Consider the following 16,288-nt stretch of genomic DNA (forward strand, 5'->3'; position numbering starts at 1 on the left):
GGACGAGTTCCGAGCGCCGGCGAGGCTCCTGGCAGAACCCTGAGGCCCGGGCCTTACGGCAACACCGCGAACGTGGGCGCCGGTCACCGGTCACCGCGCGCCGCGCCGCGCGACAAACGGCAGGCAGCAGGCGGCAGTTCGACTACAGGCCCCAGCGGCCGGAAGGACGACGACGTGCGGCTGCACCCCCCCACCGGCACAGCGTCCGGCACCCGGCGGCTCGCCCGGGAACACCCGGTAGCCCTCCTCTGCCTCCTCCTCTGTTCCACCGGCGGGGCGCTCGCCGCCCTCGCCTTGCCCGCCGCCCTCGGCCACACCGTCGACCGGCTCGTCTCCGGCGGCCCTCCGCCCTGGAGCGGACTGCTGCTGTGCGCCGCCCTGGTCCTGGCCGAGACCGGGTTCGACGCCGCCGCGGCGGTGGTTGGTACCGACACCACCGCCAGGCTCACCGCCTCGCTGCGCACCCGGACAGCGGCCCGCGTCCTGGCCGCCGAACCACGCCGCGCCCTCGCCGTGCCCACCGGGGACCTCACCGCCCGGCTCACCGCCCGCACGGCCGACGCCGCGTCCGCGCCCGTCACCGCCGCCGGAGCCGTCGCGGGCGTCCTGCTCCCGGCCGGCGCGATCGCGGGGCTCCTCCTCATCGACGTGTGGACGGCCGCCGCCCTCCTTCTTGGCGCGCCCCTCCTCGTCGCCCTGCTGCGCACCTTCACCCGCCGGACCGCCGACGCCGGGGCCGACTACCAGCAGGCCCAGGCTCTCATCGCCCATCGGCTCACCGAGGCACTCGACGGGGCCGACACCATCCGCGCGGCCCGCACCGGCGCGCGGGAGTACCGCCGCGTCCTGGAACCTCTCGGCACCCTCGCGGAGCACGGCCGGCGCACCTGGACCGTCTACGGGCGGGCCACCGGCCAGAGCGCCCTGCTGCTGCCCCTCCTCATGCTGCTGGTCCTCGCGGTCGGCGGAGTCCGGCTCGGCACGGGCGCGATCGGCGTCGGCGACCTGGTCGCCGCGTCCCGCTACGCGAGTCTCGCCGTCGGCATCGGGGCTCTGACGGGGGCGCTCGGCGCCCTCGCCCGAAGCCGCGCCGCGGCCCGCACCCTGGAGCCCCTCCTCACCCTCGATCCGCTGCCGCACCGAGGCGGGGCCCCCGTGCCCGATGCCCCCGGACGCCTCGAACTCCGGGGCGTCGGGGTCGTACAGGACGGGCGGGCACTGCTGACCGGCGTCGACCTGACCGTTCCGGGCGGCACGTCCCTGGCCGTCGTCGGGCGCTCCGGTTCCGGCAAATCGGTGTTCGCGGCGGTCGCCGGACGGCTGCTCGACCCGGACACCGGCACTGTGCTGCTGGACGGCGTCCCCATGGACGGCATGGAACCGGCCGAGCTGCGCCGCGAGGTCGCGTATGCCTTCGCCCGGCCCGCCCTGCCCGGCCCCACCGTCGAGGACACGATCGCCTTCGGGCCCTGGACCGCCTCGCCCGAGGCCGTACGCGCGGCGGCCCGCGCGGCCCGCGCCGACGGGTTCGTCGCGCTGCTCCCGCACGGCTACCGCACCCCCGTCGCCGACGCCCCGCTCTCCGGCGGTGAGCGCCAACGCCTCGGCCTGGCACGCGCGTTCGCCCACCCCGGCCGACTGATGATCCTCGACGACGCGCTGTCCAGCCTCGACACCGTGACCGAGCACCACGTCCGGCGCGCCCTCGACGCGCGCGCCGGGCGCTGCACCCGCGTCATCGTGGCCCACCGACTGGCCTCGGCGGCGCGGGCGGACCGGGTCCTGTGGCTGGAGGAGGGCCGGGTCCGCGGTACGGGCCGGCACGACGAGCTGTGGTCGGATCCGGACTACCGGGAGATCTTCCGCACGGACGCCCCCACCGGAACGCCCACCGCCCCCGGCTCCCGCGCGGAGGCGTGGACCGCCGCGGGCCCCCGAACGGAGGCCCGGTGAAGGGCGGTCGCGGGCCGGCCGGAGCGCTGTGGCGCGGGGGCGGCGGGGCGCGGGGCCGGGGCGCGTCCGCCGCCGGGCCGGGGAGCGGTGGTGAGCTGCGCAGGGTCGTGAGCGACGCGCGGCCTTTCCTGCGGGCCCGCACCGGGGTGATCCTGCGGCTGTCCGGCTGGTCCCTGCTGGAGTCAGCCCAGACCTTCCTCAGCGGATTCGGGGTCGCCCGCGCACTCGACCACGGCTTCCTGGCCGGGCGCCCGCTCACCGGCCTCCTATGGCTGGCCGTCGCCGCGGCGGCCGTGCTGCCCGCCCGGCTCGCCACCCGCGGGGTGTTCGCCCGGCTCGCGGACCTGGTGGAGCCGCTGCGCGACGGGCTGGTGCGGCGCGCGGTGTCCCGCGCGCTCTCCGGGGCCATCGCGCGTCCCGGAGACGTCACCACGAGGTCTCTCTCCCAGGTCACCCACCAGAGTGAGATCGCCCGGGACGGCTGGGCCGGACTCGTCCTGACGCTGCGGTCGTTCGTGTTCACGGCGGCCGGAGCCGTCGTCGGCCTGCTGGCACTGTCGCCCGCCCTCCTCCTGATCGTGCTGCCGCCCCTGTTCCTGGGAGCCGGCCTGTTCCTCGGCACCCTCCTGCCCATGGCCGCCCGCCAGCGCGACTACCTCACCGCCGACGAGGCGTACGCCGCGCACGCGGGCCAGCTCGCCGCGTCCGTACGCGACATCGCCGCCGCCGGAGCCGCCGAGCGCACGGTGGCCGAGTCCCGGACCCTCGCCGAGGCGCAGCTTGCCGCCTCCCGCTCCTTGGCCCGCTGGGCGGCCGTACGGGTGCTGGCGCTCGCGGTCTGCGGCCGGTTCCCGCCGCTCCTGCTGCTCCTGGCAGCGCCCTGGCTGCTGCGGAACGGCCTCACCCCGGGCGCGCTGGTCGGTGCGCTGACCTACCTCACCCAGGCGCTGGCCCCCGCGGTCCAGGCACTGATGACGGTGCTCGCCACGGTCGGGGGGCGGCTGGTCGTGGTCCTGGACCGGTTCACGGACGCCCCGCCCCCGCCCGCCGACGACCCGCAGCCCGCGCCCGCGGGGCACGCTCCGCCCGCATCCGACGGCGGTCCGGTCCCGCCGTCGCGCGCCCACGAGGCGGCCGGGCCGCCCGTGCCGGCCGATGCCCTGTTCCCGCCCGGTGGTCCCATCGCCGAACTGCGCCGGGTCACCTTCGCGTACGGCCCCGGAGCCCACCCCGTCCTGGACCGGCTCTCCCTGACAATCGGTTCGCAGGAGCACCTCGCGGTCGTCGGCCCCAGCGGCAGCGGCAAGTCGACCCTGGCCGCCCTGCTCGCAGGGGTCGAGCGGCCCACCGGGGGCGAGGTGCGATGGCGGGGCCGGCCGGTGAGATCGGACGACGCCGCCTCCCTGCGGGTCCTGCTGCCTCAGCACGCGTACGTGTTCAGCGGCTCGCTGCGGGACAACCTCCGCTACCTCCGCCCCGACGTCCGCGACCGGGAGATCGCCGCCATGGCCGACGTGCTCGGCCTGGACCACTTGCTCTCCCGGCTCGGCTCCCTGGACGCGGAGCTGGACCCGGAGCGGCTCTCCCAGGGGGAACGGCAGCTCGTCGCGCTGGGCCGGGCCTACCTCGCGGCTCCGCCGCTCCTGATCCTCGACGAGGCCACCAGCCGCCTCGACCCGGCCGCCGAGACCCGCGCCGAGCTGGCCTTCGCCGACCGGTCGGGCGCGCTGGTCGTCATCGCCCACCGGCTCAGCTCCGCCCGGCGCGCCGGGCGGATCCTGGTGATGGACGGCCCACACACCCAGTGCGGCACGCCCGCCGAACTCCTGCGCTCCTGCGCCCTGTACCAGGACCTCGCCGGACTGTGGGAACCGGAGGTGAGGGAGGGCGGCCCCTCGGCCGGGGTCAGATCCACCCTGCCTCCTTCGCCCGTCTGATCGCGTCCAGCCGATTATGCGCCCCCGACTTCCTGATGGCGGCGGCCAGGTAGTTGCGGACCGTGCCCGGTGCCAGATGGAGCCCGGCGGCTATGCCGGTCACGGTGTCACCGCCCTCGGCCAGCGAGAGCACGCTCAGTTCGCGTGGGGACAACGGCATGTCGGCCACCTGTAACAGACTGAAGGCCAGCGACTCGTCGATATGCCGACCGCCGTCCGCCAGTTTGTGCATCACCTCGGACAGGTCGTCCCCGGACCGGAACTTGTCGATGTAGCCGCGCGCCCCTGCCTCGTACGCCCGCCGCAGGCTCCGTGGGCCGTCGCTCCGGGTGAGTACGGCCAGCGGACACGGCCCGCCCTGCGGCGTGGCCATCGAGCTCACCTCCTCCAGGATGTCCAGGGCCCCCGGACAGTCGAGGTCGGTGAGCAGCACGTCCGGGGCGGGCCGGCCCAACGCCGCGCGTATCCCGCCCCGCGCGGCCGTGGTCACGTCGATTCCCTCCGCCGTGCCGAGCAACGAAGCCAGCGATGCGCGCCACAAAGGCACGGTGTGGATCAGTAGCACGGTCGTCATCAATCCGCCCTCATCGTTTCTCTCCTAGCCCGCGTATCGCGGAACGCGATGACGCGTGCGCGTCCAGTGACCGTCTCCAGTTGAGCGCATGACTATTCGGGTACGCCGATGAAAGGGCGGGAAAACGCGCCTGCTGGGCGCGGACGGGGGCGTTCGGATGTACGACGGGAGCGCACATAGGCGCCCGGAACCCTCGCCGACTCCCATCACCGAGCAGCTGGTTCGCCCCCACAGCCCATGAGGACCCGCCAAAGCGCCCTACCGCCTTCTCGATCGACACCGCGTTTCCGCCGCAACGCCTCCCCTGTGCGCGGCTACGCGGGTACCGGCTACCCGCCCGTGGGCGGCGTACGGCGTACGGCGTGCGGGCCCCAAGCGTGCCCTGCCCCGTGGACCTCAATGCACGCCTTGACCACGTCGTGGAACGCCTCGACTTCGAGTGGCAGAAAATAGCCGATGAGGGGCCCGTAAACCCTGCAACTGGCACGGTCCCGGCCCCGCCGGTTCCACCCAGGAGCCAGCCGACGCAGACGACTTCGATACCCGTGCGCACGGCCGCCACGGGCAGGCGGATGAGCCGAACGAGTCCGGTCATGGTGCCGTCGCGTGGCTCGCGCCGGCACTCGGAGCGGCTCGGGTCACCGCCCTCGGGGGCTTGAGGTGATCCCCGTGGTGTGGACACGCCTGACAATGGATCTTGTTGAGCTTGGAAGGTGTAGATCCACGTGGCAAGGCCCTCGAAGTACAGTGCGGAGTTCCGGTCCGCAGATGGCCAATTATCCCGACGCGACAGCAAAGTCCCTATAGGTGCGCCTGGCCGGCGCTCTCCTATGGCGACGCCCGTTGGGCGGCGACGTCGTGACTCAGATCCGGCGGTCCTGCCCTGGTTCCGTATCGGCGCTCTGAGCTGAGTGGACGTTAATGGTCCGGGTGGGCGTCGAAGGCGGCTGCGCACTCCGTTGAGCAGAACAAGTAGCGGCCGTTGTGGGTGTCGCGCCGTTCGGCGGCGGTTGCCGGGTCGAGGTGCATGCCGCAGACCGGGTCGACCGCACTGTCCTGGGGGCCCGGCCGGGGCTCTTCGCCGATGGCGGGCTCGGGCTCGGGGTGATGTCCGTGTGCTGCCGTCGCGGTGGGGGCCGGGGTTCGGTCGGCTGCGGATTCCACCTGGGGCTCCACGCGCTTCGCTGTGGCGGCCGGTTGTGGCTTGGTGTGCCAGCGGCGGAGGCGGGAGGCGTTGGTGACCACCGACAGGGAGGACAGGGCCATCGCGGCGGCGGCGATGATCGGGCTGAGGCGAATGCCCCACAGCGGGTAGAGGGCGCCTGCGGCGAGCGGCACCCCGACGGCGTTGTAGATCAGGGCGAAGAACAGGTTCTGCCGGATGTTGCGCATGGTGGCGCGCGAGAGCTGGATTGCGGTGACGACGCCGGTCAGGGAGCCGGTGATGAGGGTGATGTCGGCGGCCTCGATGGCGACGTCGGTGCCGGTGCCGATGGCCAGGCCGACATCGGCGGCGGCCAGCGCGGGGGCGTCGTTGATGCCGTCACCGACCATGCCCACGGTGCGGCCCTCGGCCTGGAGCCGACGGATCTCGTCGGCCTTGTGCTCGGGCAGGACCTCGGCCAGGACACGGTGTACGCCGACCTGTGCGGCGATGGCGGCCGCGGTGCGGGCGTTGTCGCCGGTGATGATGACCGTTTGAAGGCCGAGCCGGTGCAGGGCGGCGATGGCCTGGACGGAGTCGTCCTTGATGGTGTCGGCGACGGCGAGAACGCCGGCGGGCCGGCCGTCGACCGCCGTGAGGACAGGTGTCTTGCCTTCGGCCGAGAAGCCGGCGGCGATCGGAGTGAGGGCGCCGGAGTCGATGTCGGCATCGGCGAGCAGCCGCGCGGTGCCGACGAGGACTGTGTGGCCGTCGATGGTGGCCTGGACGCCCTTGCCGGTGACCGAGTCGAAGCCGCTTGCCGCAGGCGGGGTGAGGCCGCGGTCACGGGCCCCGGTGACGATCGCGCCCGCGAGGGGGTGCTCACTGTCCGCCTCGGCTGCAGCCACCAGGGTCAGCAGCTCGCTTTCCTGGAAGCCGTCGGCGGTGTGCACATTCGTGAGGACCGGCTTGCCCTCGGTCACCGTGCCGGTCTTGTCCAGCACGACCGTGTCCAGTTCGTGGGCGGTCTCCAGGGCCTCGGCGGAGCGGATGAGGATGCCCGCCTGGGCGCCTTTGCCCGTACCGACCATGACGGACAGGGGCGTGGCCAGGCCGAGTGCGCAGGGGCAGGCGATGATCAGCACCGCGACGGAGGAGACCAGAGCCAGGGTGAGGGCGGGGGCCGGTCCGGTCGTGTACCAGAGGGCGAAGGTGGCGACGGCGATGGCGATGACGGCTGGCACGAAGTAGGCGGAGACCGCGTCGGCGAGCCGCTGGATGGGGGCCTTGGACGCCTGGGCCTGCTGCACGAGGCGGATGATCTGAGCCAGCATCGTGTCGGCTCCGACCTTGCTCGCCCGTACCCGCAGGGAGCCGGTGGTGTTGACGGTGGCTCCGATGACCGTGTCCCCGGCGTGCTTGGTGACCGGCATCGGCTCGCCAGTGACCATGGACTCGTCCACCGCCGAGGACCCGGACAGGACCACCGAGTCGACCGGGACCTTCTCCCCGGGACGGATCACCACCTCGTCGCCGACCGTGACGTCCTCGACCGGGATCTCGGCCTCGGCGCCGTCGCGGATCACACGGGCGGTGCGGGCCTGGAGGCCGAGCAGGGAACGGATGGCCTCGCCGGTGCCCGCCTTGGCGCGTGCTTCCAGCAGGCGGCCGAGCAGGATGAGGGTGAGGATCACCCCTACCGCCTCGAAGTACACCTCCCGTACGTCCTCGGGCAGGAGGGCGGGGGCGAGGGTGACCAGCAGGCTGTAGCCGTAGGCGGCCGTGGTTCCCAGGGTGATCAAGGCGTTCATATCGGCGCCGCGGTGCTTCAGGGTCAGCCAGCCGGTGGCATGGATCGGCCAGCCGGTGTAGAACATCACCGGCGTGATCAGCGCGAGCTGCAGCCAGTGGTTGAGCAGCCAGCCCGGCACCCAGTCGGCGCCGAACAGCTCGTGGGCCATGACGGCGAAGAGCACCGGCAGCGTGAGCACGGCACCGACGGCGACCCGGCGGGTCAGATCGGAGATCTCCGCTTGCCGCTCGGCGGCCTCGGCTTCCTCCGCCTCGGCTCCACTGCCTACGCCGAGGTCCGGCCCCGCAGCGGTGGAGGCAGCCGTGCCCCGGCCCCCGCCACCCGAGGTGACCTCCGTGGTACCAGGGCCGTCCTCGGGTTCGACCAGCAGCGTGCCGTGGATCATGTTCATCCCGCAGGCGAAGCCGAACGAGCCCGCCTGGTCCGGGCTGACCCGTACGGTGGTGCGGGTGTAGGCGGGCAGCCCGGCACTGACCCGCAGGTCGGGGAAGTCGACCCGGCTGGTGCACTCCCCGCTTTCCTGCCGGTCGAAGACCAGCTCCACCGGCACCCCCTGGCGGACCTTGATGACGTTCGGGCTGTAGCCGCCCCGTACAGTCACCTCGACCCGCTGCACTCCACCGTCCAGCTGGGCGGTGCGTGCCTTGCGAGGGCCGAAGAAGAACCAGCCCAGCCCTCCGATCACAACCGCGGCCAGGATCACGACCACGACGTTGCCAACACTCATGGCAGATCGCCCCTCTTGCGTGTTCGCTTCCTTCCAGCTTCCCTCGCGGCCACCTGTACCGGATAGGTGCTGACCGGCCACCGGCTCGGGACCACATGGCCCTGCACCGCACGGCCCATGAGGGGCGAGGATGGTGGTGAACGACTGGGCGGTCAGCGCGCTCCCGCTCCGCGGTCCAGCTCACCAGGGAGATGATCGTGATGATGTTCTGGTTCGACCACGATGTCAGCGGCTGGGGCTGGTTCGTGATGTCGGTCGGCATGATTGCGTTCTGGGCTGTGATCATCACCGCCGCCGTCCTGCTCTTCCGGGCCTTGGGCCGCGCCACCGAGCCCACCCGAAGCCCCGCCGCACCCTCGCCCGAACAACTGCTCGCGGAGCGGTTCGCCCGTGGCGAGATCGACGAGGAGGAGTACCGGCGGCGCCTGGACGCGCTGCGCGTCTCCGGTCCACTCCCCCAGCATCCGCCGCCGACCCGCGGACCGCACGCGGCCGGGAACGGACGTCTCGGGAAGAAGGCGCCGTGATGCACAACAACAAGAGTCACGGCGTGTACGCGGTCGCGCTCGCCATCGCGTTCGTCGGTGCGTCGGCGCTCGGTGTCCCCCTGGGGACGCTCGCCCTCCTGGCCGTTGTCGCCGCCTGCCCGCTGATGATGTTCCTCATGATGCGCGGCATGCGCGGCGGCTACGGGGACGACCGGTCCATGGACGAGCGCGATCCGCTGCGCGGGGCACGACCACCATCAGCACCCGGACCTGCTAAGCCTTGACCAGGTCGGCCCCGCCCGGAACAGGGCGAGGCGGCGCCATGAGCGTGTCGGCAGCCGTCCTGTTCGGCGCACTGATCCTGGCCGCGATTATCTACGGCCTCGCGTGCATGGTCGCCCCCGCCGAGAGCCGCTTCCCGCCCCCGGCCCGCCGCCGCGGGAGGCGGGTTGGGGGTGTGGGACGCCCGCCACCATCGCCTCCGCCTCGGTGTACGCCGCCGAGATCACCCCTTCGGTACGTCCCCGCCACCCGAGAGCAGCACCTCATTCCGGGAGAGCAGGTCCTGACCAGCACGGGGCACCACGGCACGTGATCGAACTGCCGCGCATGACTCTCGCCCGGACAATGGAAGTGGTGCTCGGTAAGGAGGTCACCATGACCAGCATCACCCAGCGCGTCACCAACCTGTTCCGGATCAAGGCGAACAAGGCCCTGGACGAGGCCGAGGATCCGCGTGAGGTCCTGGACTACTCCTACGAGCAGCAGTTGCAGATGCTGCAGCGCGTGCGGCGCGGGGTGGCCGATGTGGCCACCAGTCGCAATCGGGTCGAACTCCAGCTCAATCGCCTCCAGCAGTCCACCGACAAGCTCCAGGGCCAGGCGGAGCAGTCGCTGGCCGCCGGGCGTGAGGACCTGGCCCGCGAGGCACTCAGCCGCCGCACGGCCGTGGCCGTGCAGATCACCGACCTGGACGCCCAGCACACGTCGCTGAAGGATCAGGAGGACAAGCTCACGCTCGCCGCACAGCGGCTGGAAGGGAAGGTGGACGCCTTCCGGACCCGCAAGGAGACGATCAAGGCCGGCTACACCGCGGCCGAGGCCCAGACCCGTATCACCGAGGCCGTGACGGGCATCGGCGAGGAGATGGGCGATGTGGGGCTGGCCATGCAGCGCGCCCAGGACAAGACCGAGCAACTGCAGGCACGCGCCGGCGCGCTCGACGAACTCATCGCCTCCGGTGCGCTGGACGACGCCACCCTCCCTGCCGGCCGGGACGACATCCAGGCCGAGCTGGAGCGCGTCACCACGGGCCAGGACGTGGAGCTCGAACTGGCCAGGATGAAGGCACGACTGCCGGCGGGTTCCGCCCGGTCCGCCCCGCAGGCGGTGGAAGCCGCCCAGGCCCGACCGGAGCAGGAGGAGAAGTCATGATCATGCGGATTCTCGGCGAGGGCCAGTACGACATCACCGACGAGCACCTCGACCGGCTCAACCACCTGGACTCCGCCGTGCAGAAAGCCGCCGACGCGGGTGACGAGACGGCGTTCGCCTCCGCCCTGTCGGCTCTGCTGGACGCCGTACGCAGCCTTGGCACACCGCTGTCGAACGAGACGATCACGCCGTCGGACCTGGTGCTTCCCGACGAGACGACCAGCCTGCCGCAGGTACGCGAGCTGCTGTCCGCCGAAGGTCTGATCCCAGGGTGACGGACTGGGGGACGGACCGATGCGGGGATGACGATGCGCAGCCGCTTCGAGCCCGACCGGCAGCTGACCGCACGCATGGCGGTCAGGATGTTCCTGCTCGGTGCTCTGTACGTGGCGTTCATCGCCGCGCTGATCGTGCTGCTGAAGTCCGTCGTCCTGGTGGGCGTCACCGCTGCTGCCCTGCTGGGGGCTCAGTTCTGGTACTCCGACCGGATCGCCCTGTACGCCACGCGCGGCCGTCACGGCCGAGGAACAGCCACACTGCATGGCGTCGTGGAGCGGCTGTGCACGAGCACGGACATACCGAAACCGCAGGTCGCGGTCTCCGACATGGACGTGCCGCTCTGGCCGCGGCGATGCTGACCGCCGGAACCGTCCGTCATGGCCTCGGCGCTGACCAAGGTCAGCGGTGACATCGCCCGCATCCCCACCGAGGACGCCCTGCTGGCCACCGCCGCCTCTCTCGCGGTGACGCGACCGTCTTCGACGCCCGCCAACGGGGCCTCTACATCGCCGCGCACATCCTGATCGCCCTCACCTACGGCCTCATCGGCGTCCTCCTCGGTCCGCTGTTCGGGCGCGTCGGTGGGGTGCTGATCGCCTTCCTGCTGCCCTTCATCGACCTGGGCATCGAGCAGAGCCCCATGCTCCAGCCCGACCCACCCACCTGGGCGCACGCCCTGCCCGGCTACGGTTCCACCCGCGTCCTCGTCGATGCCGCCGTCACCCCCGGCTTCGACGAAACCGGCCCCTGCTCATCGCCCTGGCCTGCCGGGCTCACCCTCGCCGCCACCGCTCTGCTCCGCCATGTCATCGCCCCGGCTCGCACCGGACGGACGTCATGACGAGCAGACACCTGGACGGCGTGGCGCCTGCAAGCAGGAAGTGTCCAGCGCGTACAGGTATGTCAGGTATGACCTGATCCTTTCGATCCGAGGAGCCGTACATGAGGACCACCCGATTCCTGCACCGCCGTACCGCCCTGGCGGCCATCGTCGCCGTCTCCGCGCTCTTCCTGACCGGATGCGGTGACGACGGCAACGGCTCTGCCGCCACCTCCCCCAGCCCCACCACGTCCATCTCGGTCCCGGCGGGCGAGCGCAACCAGGCAGACGTCGACTTCGCACAGGGCATGATCCCGCACCACCGCCAGGCCGTCATGATGTCCGACATGGCCGAGACCCGGGCCTCCTCCGAGGACGTCAAGGCCCTCGCCGAGAAGATCAAGAAGGCGCAGGAACCGGAGATCGCGACCATGTCCGCCTGGCTGACGGCCTGGGGTGAAGAGGTCCCCCAGGGCATGGACGGGATGGACGGGATGGACCATGGTGACGCCTCGTCCATGCCCGGCATGATGAACGACCAGCAGATGGACGACATGCGCGGCGCCTCCGGCAACACCTTCGACACCATGTTCCTCACCCAGATGATCAAGCACCACGAAGGTGCCGTCGTCATGGCCGAGACCGAGAAGAAGAAAGGCGCCTACGGCCCCGCCAAGGAACTCGCCGACGACATCGTCACCGCCCAGAAGGCGGAGATCATCCAGATGCGGGAGCTGCTCGGCACCAGCTGACCTCGGCGGGCGCAGGAGGCAGGCCCTATGTCGCGGGCAAGCGGGCAAGCGGACAGGTCGGGGACGGTCCCCGTCATAGGAACTTGTCGCATAAGCCCCGTCACTGTCTTGTCCGCCCGCCCGACCGGCGCGTGCCGCCCTCGGCTCGGACAAGCGGCAAGGACGGACATGACCAGCATGACGAACGACGGCCCGCAGATCACCGGCGGAGTCGACACCCACGGCCTGACCCACCACGCCGCCGTGATCGATTCGGTCGGCCGGCACCTGGCCGACCGCGAGTCCGAGGCCACCATCCGCGGCTGTCGTGACCTGCTGCAGTGGATGCGTGCCCATGGCGCCCTGACCGCGGTCGGGTGGAGGGGACGGGTGCCTAAGGCGCCGAGCTCGCCCGGGTGCTGACCGCGGCCGGCGTCACCGTCGTCGACGTGGACCGCCCCGACCGCAAGACGCGGCGGCAGCAGCCCCCGTAGCGGGTCACTCGGACCGGCGCCTCGACACCGGTAGGGCGGCGGCGCGCGCGGACGTACGCCCGAGGAATGGCAGGAACTCACGGAGCGGCTACCACTGCTGACGTCACCGAGGGCGGCGTCCCGGTTCCGGGTCCCGGTCCGACGGCGGCCATACGTAAGGGAGGTCGTCCGGGACTCCGGTGAACCGGCCGCGGTAGTGGTCCGGGTCCTTGCGGAGCAGTGCGGACTGATGGCTGCGATGGAACTCGGGTGTGCCGAGCCAGGGCGGAAGTTCCCCTTCCGCGCCGAGCCGTGCCTGTGAGCGCACGAGCGCACCGGGCCGATGGGCCAGGAAGTCCGACATCAGGGTCGCGGCACAGGTGTCCGGGCGCCCCTCGGCCGTCCACGCGGCGCAGATGTCCAGCCCGTACCGGACCAGCGCCTCCTCGTAACCCGCCCACATGCGGACCGCGGGATGCCTGCGCCAGCCGTACCCAGGCACGGTCAGACCGCGAAACACCTGCAGCGCTTCCACCCGCTGCTTGCCGAGCCGTCTGGCGTCCAGGACGGCCGCGGATTCCGTGAAGTCCGGAAAGGGAAGAAAAGTCTGCATACGGCCTGTCTACCCGTGCGGACACTGTCCCGCGCCCCGCCCCGCACTCCGGCCCGGGCCCGCACCCCGTCCCGGGCCCACGTCACGCGCGAGGCCCGGTAGCCAGGGGTCCGGTAGCAGGGGTCAGGGAATCGGGGTCAGGGAGTCCGGTAGTCGGGTCTTCGGGTCGGATCAGGACGCGGGGGAGGACGGCTTGGGCTCTCCCGCCGGTTCCTGTTCCGGGCGACGGCTCAGGGCCCCCGGCCACCACGCCTTCGGGCCGATGTCCCTGACGAGAGCGGGAACCAGGAGGGACCTGACGACGAGCGTGTCGAGGAGGACGCCGAACGCGACGATGAACGCGATCTGGACGAGGAAGGCGAGGGGAATCACGCCCAGCGCGGCGAACGTGGCGGCGAGCACGACACCGGCCGAGGTGATGACGCCCCCCGTCGCCGTGAGACCGCGCAGCACCCCCTCGCGCGTACCGTGCTTCAGCGACTCCTCCCGGACGCGAGACATGAGGAAGATGTTGTAGTCGACACCCAGGGCCACCAGGAACACGAACCCGTAGAGGGGTACCGAGGCGTCCGTGCCGGAGAAGCCGAAGACTCCCTGGAAGACGAGCGCGGACACCCCCAGGGTCGCCAGGAAGTTGAGGGCCACGGTGGCCACCAGCAGAACCGGCATCAGGAGGGAACGGAGCAGTCCCACCAGGATGACCAGAATGATCGCCAGTACGACCGGCACGATCAGCGTGCGGTCGCTCTCCGCGGTCTGCTGGGTGTCGTACTGCTGGGCCGTGTACCCCCCGACGAGTGCGTCGGCCCCGGGTACCGCGTGTACGGCCTCACGCAGCCGGGCGATCGTCTCCTTCGCCTCGTCACTGTCCGCCGGTGCCTGGAGCGTCGCGTTGATACGGACCTTGCCGTCGGCCACCAGCGGTGCACCGCCGCCGGGTCGCCCGGATGCCGTGACGGGACTCGCGGCCGCCACGCCCTCGGTCGCGGTGGCCGCCGCGGTGACCTGGTCCACCGTGCCTGCGGCGGCGATGACGACGGCAGGGTTGCCCGACCCGCCCGGGTAGTGCTTGCCCAGGGTGGCCTGCGCGGCGACGGAGGGCGCGTCGTTGACGAAGAGTTCGTCGAGAGGGACCCCCTTCGATTCCAGCGTCGGGGCGAAGGCCGCGCACGCGAGCAGCCCGGCGAGGGTGACGGCCCAGACCTTGCGCGGGGCCCGGTCGACCAGGGCGGCGACCCGGGGCCACACGCCTCGGCCGCCGCCCTTCCCGTCGGTGGCACCGGCAGGCTTCGGGCGCGCGGGCCAGTAGGCGCCGCGGCCGAGCAGTACGAGTGCGGCAGGGAGGAAGGTGAGGGAACTGAGCACGGCGCAGACGATGCCGATGGCACCCACCGGTCCCAGCGCGCGATTGTTGGTGAGATCGCTGAGGAGAAGCGCGATCAGGCCGAGGGCGACGGTGGCGGCGCTTGCCACGATCGGGCCGGCGGACTCGCGTACCGCCGCCCGCATGGCCGTCACCCGCTCGCCGTGGCGCTCCAGTTCCTCCCGGAAGCGGGCGGTGAGGAGCAGGGCGTAGTCGGTGGCGGCACCGATGACGAGGATGGAGAGAATGCCCTGCACCTGACCGTCGACGCGGACGATGTCCCGCTCGGCCAGCGCGTACACCACACCGCACGCGAGGCCGAGTGCGAGGACGGCGCCGATGATGATGACGAACGGGAGAAGGATGCTGCGGTAGACCAGGAGCAGGATGATCAGGACGGTGGCCAGGGCGACGCCCAGCAGCAGGCCGTCGATGCCCGCGAACGCGTCGGAGAGGTCGGCCTGACTGGCCGCGGGCCCGGCGAGGTGAACCGTCGTACCCGGTACCTGCCCGGCTGCTTCGGCCACCTCCTCCAGTACGACGGGCAGTTGGTCGCCGAGATCCGGACGGAGCTGGACGACGCCCTGGAGGGCCTGCCCGTCCTTGGACGGAACAGCCGGCGATGCCTGGCCCACGGTTCCGGTCAGCCCCGCGAGTGAGGCAAGTGCGCCGGTGGCCGACGCCCGCTGCTGTGAGGTCACTTCGGCGCCGTCGGCCGCGGTCCATACGACGATCGCCGGAAGGGTCTCGTCCTGACGGAACGCCTTCTGTGCCTCGATGGCACGGGTGGACTCGGCGTTCTGCGGCAGGAAGGCCGCCTGGTCGTTGGTGGCGACCTCGCCGAGCTTTCCGGCGTAGGGGCCGAGCGTTCCGCCGACTCCGAGCCAGGCGACGAGGAGGGCCGCGGGGACGAGCCACCGCAGAAGCCGAGAGGGGCTGGACATTGCACTCCTGGTGGGGGTGAGGGGTGTCTCTTGATCAGAGACTATCTCGATCATTGAAAGACTTTTCGGCAGTACCTGCCCGTTCGGATGCAGCGCAGGCGACTCTATTGCCGCAGCCGGTCCAGTTCCTCGTTCAGGATGGTCAGGAACCGGAGCACGGTCGTGAGCTCGGCACCGCTGAACTGCTCCTGCGTGCGGGACGTGGCCGCGGCGAGGGGCATGAAGGTGTTCCGGGCGGCCGACCTGGCATCCGGGAGGTAGTGCAGATGCACCACGCGGCGGTCGGAGCTCTCGCGGGCTCTGCGGATGTGCCCCGCCCGCTCCAACCGGTCGAGGCAGGCGGTGACCGCGCCCGACGTGAGGCCCAGATGGTGGCGCAGACGGCCCGGAGTCAACGGTGTCTCCGCGTCCAGGATCGCGGCAAGTGCCTGGATGTCCGTGGCGTGCAGCCCCTGCTCGGCCGCGAAGGCGTGGGTGAGCCGGTTGATCTCGCCGTTCATGTGCCGGAGCTGCACCGCGAAGGCGCGGAGCTCCGGACCGCTCGCCTGCGCGGCGAACTCCGCCGCCGTTGTCTTTCCTGTGCTCGCCACGCGTTCAGCCTATAGAGGCGCTGCGCCCCTGGGGGCGTCGCAGGGCGGAGCGGGTGACCATGATCCCCGGCGCGTCCGCCATCGACTCCGCCGCGAGCCACGCTCGTGCGGCCGAGGCCGACGAACTCGCAGGGGCAGCGACCTCACCCGCACTCACTGTGTCGGGCCGGTAGTCCGGCCGCCCGAAGAGCGGGCCGGACGCGGAGCGCTTCGCGGCCCGTGCGCGCACCTCTGCCGGGGCCCGGCCCGTAGGGCGGCCCTGCCGGGGCGTCCCCCCGCTCCTGCACTGCCGTCGTCCCGCCCGGCCGTCGCCCCGCACCGCCGTCGCCTGTGATGCCGCAGGTCAGCGGGGTGAAAGGGCGTGGTGACCGGGCGTCGGCAGTGGCCGGTGTGCTGCCCGGAATT

15 protein-coding genes and 1 pseudogene are annotated in these 16,288 nt (G+C 71.9%); 11 read left to right on the forward strand and 5 right to left on the reverse strand.

The features are described from left to right. Positions 1-174: 174 nt before the first annotated feature. Positions 175-1,953, forward strand: coding sequence for an ATP-binding cassette domain-containing protein (locus tag F0344_RS33205; RefSeq protein ID WP_185302291.1), 1,779 nt, complete (start codon positions 175-177; stop codon positions 1,951-1,953). A 107-nt stretch (positions 1,954-2,060) separates the two neighbouring features. Continuing rightward, a complete protein-coding gene (locus F0344_RS33210) occupies positions 2,061-3,890 on the forward strand; it encodes an ATP-binding cassette domain-containing protein (RefSeq protein ID WP_374940175.1) in 1,830 nt (609 codons plus the stop codon). Here the strand turns inward: F0344_RS33210 and F0344_RS33215 are convergent. Together F0344_RS33215 and F0344_RS33220 are read right to left on the reverse strand one after the other, a co-directional pair. After that, a complete protein-coding gene (locus F0344_RS33215; protein WP_185302292.1) occupies positions 3,859-4,464 on the reverse strand; it encodes a response regulator transcription factor in 606 nt (201 codons plus the stop codon). The two genes, F0344_RS33210 and F0344_RS33215, sit on opposite strands and share 32 nt — an antisense overlap. A 918-nt stretch (positions 4,465-5,382) precedes the next feature. Further along, entirely contained in the window at positions 5,383-8,148 is a 2,766-nt protein-coding gene (locus tag F0344_RS33220; protein WP_185302293.1) for a heavy metal translocating P-type ATPase, read from the reverse strand. Between the two features lie 200 nt (positions 8,149-8,348). Between F0344_RS33220 and F0344_RS33225 the strand changes: the two genes are divergently transcribed. The 9 genes and pseudogenes from F0344_RS33225 to F0344_RS33265 all read left to right on the forward strand — a co-directional run bounded on the left by F0344_RS33225 (position 8,349) and on the right by F0344_RS33265 (position 12,323). Beyond that, a complete protein-coding gene (locus F0344_RS33225; protein ID WP_185303001.1) occupies positions 8,349-8,675 on the forward strand; it encodes an SHOCT domain-containing protein in 327 nt (108 codons plus the stop codon). Then, entirely contained in the window at positions 8,675-8,920 is a 246-nt protein-coding gene (locus tag F0344_RS33230) for a DUF2933 domain-containing protein (protein ID WP_185302294.1), read from the forward strand. Before F0344_RS33225 ends, F0344_RS33230 begins: the two co-directional genes overlap by 1 nt. Before the next feature lie 373 nt (positions 8,921-9,293). Then, entirely contained in the window at positions 9,294-10,070 is a 777-nt protein-coding gene (locus tag F0344_RS33235; protein ID WP_185302295.1) for a PspA/IM30 family protein, read from the forward strand. Next, the gene (gene pspAA, locus F0344_RS33240; protein WP_185302296.1) at positions 10,067-10,345 is read left to right on the forward strand and encodes a PspA-associated protein PspAA; all 279 of its coding nucleotides are present in this window, start codon (positions 10,067-10,069) and stop codon (positions 10,343-10,345) included. Before F0344_RS33235 ends, pspAA begins: the two co-directional genes overlap by 4 nt. 33 nt (positions 10,346-10,378) lie before the next feature. After that, positions 10,379-10,687 (forward strand): annotated as a pseudogene (locus F0344_RS33245) (zinc metalloprotease HtpX); the annotation flags it as partial. 39 nt (positions 10,688-10,726) lie between these two features. Continuing rightward, positions 10,727-10,873, forward strand: a complete 147-nt coding sequence (locus F0344_RS33250; RefSeq protein WP_185302298.1) for a hypothetical protein — start codon at positions 10,727-10,729, stop codon at positions 10,871-10,873. A gap of 62 nt (positions 10,874-10,935) precedes the next feature. After that, positions 10,936-11,190, forward strand: coding sequence for a hypothetical protein (locus F0344_RS33255; RefSeq protein ID WP_185302299.1), 255 nt, complete (start codon positions 10,936-10,938; stop codon positions 11,188-11,190). A 101-nt stretch (positions 11,191-11,291) separates the two neighbouring features. Then, on the forward strand, positions 11,292-11,921 hold the full coding sequence (locus tag F0344_RS33260) for a DUF305 domain-containing protein (protein WP_185302300.1): 630 nt from the start codon (positions 11,292-11,294) through the stop codon (positions 11,919-11,921). Positions 11,922-12,089: 168 nt separating this feature from the next. Continuing rightward, the gene (locus F0344_RS33265) at positions 12,090-12,323 is read left to right on the forward strand and encodes a hypothetical protein (protein ID WP_185302301.1); all 234 of its coding nucleotides are present in this window, start codon (positions 12,090-12,092) and stop codon (positions 12,321-12,323) included. Between the two features lie 174 nt (positions 12,324-12,497). Here the strand turns inward: F0344_RS33265 and F0344_RS33270 are convergent, their stop codons facing one another. The 3 genes from F0344_RS33270 to F0344_RS33280 all read right to left on the reverse strand — a co-directional run bounded on the left by F0344_RS33270 (position 12,498) and on the right by F0344_RS33280 (position 15,883). Further along, positions 12,498-12,986, reverse strand: coding sequence for an MSMEG_6728 family protein (locus F0344_RS33270; RefSeq protein WP_185302302.1), 489 nt, complete (start codon positions 12,984-12,986; stop codon positions 12,498-12,500). A 171-nt stretch (positions 12,987-13,157) separates the two neighbouring features. After that, a complete protein-coding gene (locus F0344_RS33275) occupies positions 13,158-15,293 on the reverse strand; it encodes an MMPL family transporter (protein WP_185302303.1) in 2,136 nt (711 codons plus the stop codon). A gap of 104 nt (positions 15,294-15,397) precedes the next feature. Next, positions 15,398-15,883 carry a MarR family winged helix-turn-helix transcriptional regulator gene (locus F0344_RS33280; RefSeq protein WP_258050199.1) on the reverse strand — a complete coding sequence of 162 codons (486 nt, stop codon included), beginning with the start codon at positions 15,881-15,883 and terminating at the stop codon, positions 15,398-15,400. Between the last annotated feature and the right edge of the window lie 405 nt (positions 15,884-16,288).

The organism is Streptomyces finlayi, from assembly GCF_014216315.1.
GTDB lineage: Bacteria > Actinomycetota > Actinomycetes > Streptomycetales > Streptomycetaceae > Streptomyces > Streptomyces finlayi_A.

What these genes read in the sequence shown, in the direction of transcription:
- F0344_RS33260 (WP_185302300.1), top strand. Translation starts at nt 11,292, where the DNA reads ATGAGGACCACCCGATTCCTGCACCGCCGTACCGCCCTGGCGGCCATC.
- F0344_RS33270 (WP_185302302.1), bottom strand. Translation starts at nt 12,986, where the DNA reads ATGCAGACTTTTCTTCCCTTTCCGGACTTCACGGAATCCGCGGCCGTC.
- F0344_RS33275 (WP_185302303.1), bottom strand. Translation starts at nt 15,293, where the DNA reads ATGTCCAGCCCCTCTCGGCTTCTGCGGTGGCTCGTCCCCGCGGCCCTC.
- F0344_RS33235 (WP_185302295.1), top strand. Translation starts at nt 9,294, where the DNA reads ATGACCAGCATCACCCAGCGCGTCACCAACCTGTTCCGGATCAAGGCG.
- F0344_RS33215 (WP_185302292.1), bottom strand. Translation starts at nt 4,464, where the DNA reads ATGACGACCGTGCTACTGATCCACACCGTGCCTTTGTGGCGCGCATCG.
- F0344_RS33250 (WP_185302298.1), top strand. Translation starts at nt 10,727, where the DNA reads ATGGCCTCGGCGCTGACCAAGGTCAGCGGTGACATCGCCCGCATCCCC.
- pspAA (WP_185302296.1), top strand. Translation starts at nt 10,067, where the DNA reads ATGATCATGCGGATTCTCGGCGAGGGCCAGTACGACATCACCGACGAG.
- F0344_RS33230 (WP_185302294.1), top strand. Translation starts at nt 8,675, where the DNA reads ATGCACAACAACAAGAGTCACGGCGTGTACGCGGTCGCGCTCGCCATC.
- F0344_RS33220 (WP_185302293.1), bottom strand. Translation starts at nt 8,148, where the DNA reads ATGAGTGTTGGCAACGTCGTGGTCGTGATCCTGGCCGCGGTTGTGATC.
- F0344_RS33265 (WP_185302301.1), top strand. Translation starts at nt 12,090, where the DNA reads ATGACCAGCATGACGAACGACGGCCCGCAGATCACCGGCGGAGTCGAC.
- F0344_RS33225 (WP_185303001.1), top strand. Translation starts at nt 8,349, where the DNA reads ATGATGTTCTGGTTCGACCACGATGTCAGCGGCTGGGGCTGGTTCGTG.